Source organism: Desulfofundulus sp., assembly GCF_049701015.1.
GTDB lineage: Bacteria > Bacillota > Desulfotomaculia > Desulfotomaculales > Desulfovirgulaceae > Desulfofundulus.
In genome coordinates, this window is record NZ_JBNATZ010000232.1 from 1 (window position 1) to 3968 (window position 3968).

3 protein-coding genes and 1 pseudogene are annotated in these 3968 nt (G+C 54.3%); 3 read left to right on the plus strand and 1 reads right to left on the minus strand.

The genetic code is table 11. The features are described 5' to 3' along the window. Nucleotides 1-66: 66 nt before the first annotated feature. Nucleotides 67-1188, minus strand: coding sequence for a PRK06851 family protein (locus ACPLUI_RS12175; protein WP_424660526.1), 1122 nt, complete (start codon nucleotides 1186-1188; stop codon nucleotides 67-69). A 191-nt stretch (nucleotides 1189-1379) separates the two neighbouring features. Between ACPLUI_RS12175 and ACPLUI_RS12180 the strand changes: the two genes are divergently transcribed. From ACPLUI_RS12180 to ACPLUI_RS12190, 3 genes and pseudogenes are all read left to right on the plus strand, one after another. Continuing rightward, the gene (locus ACPLUI_RS12180; protein ID WP_424660527.1) at nucleotides 1380-1967 is read left to right on the plus strand and encodes an ANTAR domain-containing response regulator; all 588 of its coding nucleotides are present in this window, start codon (nucleotides 1380-1382) and stop codon (nucleotides 1965-1967) included. A 214-nt stretch (nucleotides 1968-2181) separates the two neighbouring features. Then, nucleotides 2182-3501, plus strand: coding sequence for a type I glutamate--ammonia ligase (gene glnA, locus ACPLUI_RS12185; RefSeq protein ID WP_424660528.1), 1320 nt, complete (start codon nucleotides 2182-2184; stop codon nucleotides 3499-3501). A 215-nt stretch (nucleotides 3502-3716) separates the two neighbouring features. Further along, nucleotides 3717-3968, plus strand: a pseudogene (locus ACPLUI_RS12190) (FMN-binding glutamate synthase family protein); the annotation flags it as partial.

A 3968-nucleotide genomic window follows, 5' to 3' on the forward strand; every position in this document is an offset into this window, starting at 1 on the left:
TCTGCGGGATAGGTTCCATAATTTCCGGTATTCCAGTAAGGATCATTGATTCGGTTGAGTGCTACCTTATCCGTGCTGCCCGTTCACCTCCTCAGCCAGTTCCAGGATTCTGGTCAACACCTTTTGCCTGCGGGCTTCGATGTCGTGGAAGTTCATGTTCGGTATATAATAGGCTTCCATTTCGTCGTGGACCTTTTTCGCGCGGTTGATGAACTCCACGGCTTCTTCCATGCAGCGCCGGTACATTTCCCGGGCGGTATCCCTTTCGGCCTGCCATAGCGGTTCGGACACGGGCCTGACACAGGTCATGGTGTCGACGACCACGTCGCCGTTCTGAGGTTTATAATAGTGGGGTTCCACGGAGTTGACCACCGCCAGGTCCAGCCCGGGGATGACGAGGTGTTCAATCCGGGACGGGTCCAGGGCGCAGTGGTAGGCTTCCACGTCGAACCCGCGCATTAAAGCGGCGTCCATAATCCGGCGGACCAGGGTGGTCTTGCCCGTACCGTCGTCGCCATTGATGATGTAACGTTTCTTCAGGTGGCCAACAATAGTGTCCAGGTAGCTTACCGTTCCGTCCGGAGTGATGGCCGTAGCAAAAAGGTGGCGGGCCCTGGGGTTTTCTGTCTGGCGCGTTTGCCCTGCAAAAATTTCGTGGGTCAGGTCGAGCGCGAGTTTGTCAAAGACACCTGCGTTAAAGGCACCGGTTTCCCGGTAATGGTTGCGGACTTCTTCCAGGAAGAGGTGGGCGGCGGCCAGGTAGCTGTACGCCCTTTTGAATAAGCGTGCTATCTCCTGGTTTAAAGCCAGGATTTCTTTTTTATGTGCCCGCAGGCCTTCTTCGTTCCAGTGATCCCCCAGGTGTACGATTTCATCAACCGCTCCCGGGTTCTTGGGATCAACTACATGGGGGGCGGTGCCGTCAAGCAGCGCTACTCTGATGGCCGGAATAACCACGCCGTCCAGGGAACCATTATCGGAAGAGCAGCAGTGAAATTCTACGTCGTAACCACGCTCCAGCATTTCTTCGCCAATCTTGCGCATGAAAGTTGACTTTCCGACACCGGGACCGCCTTTGATGACAAAAATACGTGTGGCGTCGGGTTCAATGATGTAATCGTAAAACGAGTAAAATCCCCGGCAGGTATTGCCTCCCGGGAAAACTTTCTTCAGTCTCCCCTTATTCAATATGCTTACCCCCCGGATCCTTTTTGGTAGAAAATATATGCTCAATTTTGAGTTGGGATGACAATTACTGCAATTTGGAAGCCATTTAAAGAGGTGGTAAATTGAATGGACGCTTCCTGGCGGGCGTTCACCGTATTGACAGCGACATGTTATAATGTAATTCAGCGACGCGGAAAATGGAGTGTATCCCGGTGTACAGGACCCGCATTGTTATCGCAGAAAGCGACAGGGATTTTCGTTTCCGGCTCAAAGAGGTCCTGCGGCATGCAGGTTACATGGTGATTGGGGAGGCGCAGGACGGCCGGTCCTTGCTGCAGATGGTTTTTCAGACCACCCCGGAACTGGTGATTCTGGAATACCGCCTTCCGGGGACCGAGGGGATGGATGTGGCCGGTATTATCGAAGAACATCATGTGGCCCCGGTGGTACTTACAGCTGATATCCAACAGCAGGATGTAGCCGAACTGGTACGTTCTCCCGGGGTTTACGGGGTACTTCCCAGGCCGTTGCAGGAAGAAATGGTGGTGCCGGTTGTTGAAGTAGCCCTGGCCTCTTTTGAACGGGCCATGCGGCTGGAAAAGGAAATAGACAGCCTGCGTAAGGCCCTGGAGGAGCGCAAGATAACTGAAAGGGCCAAGGGTTTGCTTATGGAGAAAAAGGGGATGACGGAACGGCAGGCTTATAAATACCTGCAGAAGATAAGTATGGATCGCTGCGTACCTTTAGCCCGGGTGGCCCGGGAGATTATCAGAGTTCTGGAAAAGGAGAACGGGCCTTGACAGTCTCTTCAGATCCGCAGCGGAGCAGCTGTATACAGTATTTCTGATTGAGAACATCTTGATATCCCGGTTAATTCTGCTATAATCATTACTGTACGGTTCTTTCAGGGCAATGGCGTCCTGGTTCAGGCTCGTGTTTGGATTTGCAAACACGGGCCTGAAGCAGGACGTTTTTTGTTTTATAAACATCGAGTTGTATGAGGAGAGATCTCCCATGTCCACCCTGACCACCGAAGATGTACTCCAGAAAGCCCGGGCATATAATGTCAAGTTTATCCGCCTCCAGTTTACCGATATCTTCGGTATCTTGAAAAATATAGCCATCACCGTGGAGGAACTGCCACGAGCGCTTGAAGGCCGGGTGATGTTTGACAGTTCGGTGATCGAGGGTTTCGTTGAGAACCGTGAGTCGGACATTTACCTGCTTCCCGACCCGGCGACTTTTGTGATTTTCCCCTGGCGGCCCCGTGAAGGGGCGGTGGCCCGGTTGATCTGCGATGTGCTTACACCCCTGGGTGAACCTTACGGTGCCTGTTCCCGGGCGGCTTTGAAGCGTGTGCTGGCCAGGGCGAAAGAGATGAACCTTGAGTTCCGGGTGGGAGCGCAGATCGAGTTCTTCCTTTTCCATACCGATGCCCAGGGCAAACCGACGGTTATCACCCACGACCGGGCGGGGTATTGTGACCTCACACCGGTGGACCTGGGTGAAAATGCCCGCCGGGATATGGTGCTCACTCTCCAGGAGATGGGTCTGGATGTTTCTTCCTCCCACCACGAGATTGCGCCCGGACAGCATGAAATCTTCCTTAAAGAAGATGACGCTCTAACTGTGGCCGATAGCATTGCTACCTTTAAATTTGTGGTGCGGACCATTGCCCAGCGGCACGGCCTGCACGCTTCCTTTATGCCCCGCCCCCTGGACCACTGTAACGGTTCCGGGATGCACCTGCACCAGTTTCTCTGGCGGGACGGGGAAAACGCCTTTTACGACCCCACAGGGGAACACCAGTTGAGCGAACTGGCCCGCCGTTATATAGCCGGGTTGATTTGCCATGCCGGGGCCCTGACGGCCGTTGCCAACCCGCTGGTAAACAGTTACAAGCGTCTTGTACCCACGGAGCTGGCCCCTGTGCTGGCAGCCTGGTCGGAGGAAAACCGCAGCACCATGCTCCGCGTGCCGGCCCAACGGCGGGAAGGCACCCGTATAGTCCTGCGCAGTCCCGACCCCACTGCCAATCCCTACCTGGCACTGGCAGCTTCACTGGCAGCCGGGCTGGACGGCATTGAACGAGGACTCGTACCCGGGGCGCCCCTGTCACAAAACCATGCGCCGGTTAAAGAGCTGGTCCGCCGCATCGGTCTGCCCCGCAGCCTGGTTGACGCATTGCGGGCCCTGGCCGCTGATGAGGTGATCCGTAACGCCCTGGGAGAAAAAATTACCACCCGATTCCTGGAAGCCAAGGAAGAGGAATGGGAGCGCTATCAGACCCGGGTGCACCAGTGGGAACTTGATGAGTATCTAACCAATTTTTAGTTACGGGACAACCGTGATTTTGGGGAGAGAAATAATCCGGGATCGTCCCGGTGGAAGAAATTAGAAGGGGGTGGTATTCAAAAGTTTGAGTGGGCAGCAGAAAAAGCGGCTAAAAAAAATCCGGCTTGACTGAGTATTGAAGCCGGTACTGGAGAGAAACATTTAGAAAGAACCACTTACTTTAATTTTAACGTGTTTTTCAGGAGGATGGAACAATGAGTTTCAGTAAAGGTGTTAACGCTACTGCAGCTACTCTGACCCGGCTGCGCACCGGTGAGAGCTATTGTCCCTTTAGCGGGATGTGTGTGACCTGTCTGGATGGGTGCCCCGGCCTTTGTGAGATAGGTAAGTCCTCCGTACGGGGCAAGGAAGTGCTCTATCCCCAACCTTTTGGCAAAACCACCTCTGCTTCCCAGAAGGATTACCCCGTGGATTATTCCCACTTCAACATCCTCGGTACCGCCGTG

Bases quoted from the DNA above. Each gene is read 5' to 3' on its own strand.
- glnA (WP_424660528.1), top strand. From the start codon at position 2,182: ATGTCCACCCTGACCACCGAAGATGTACTCCAGAAAGCCCGGGCATAT.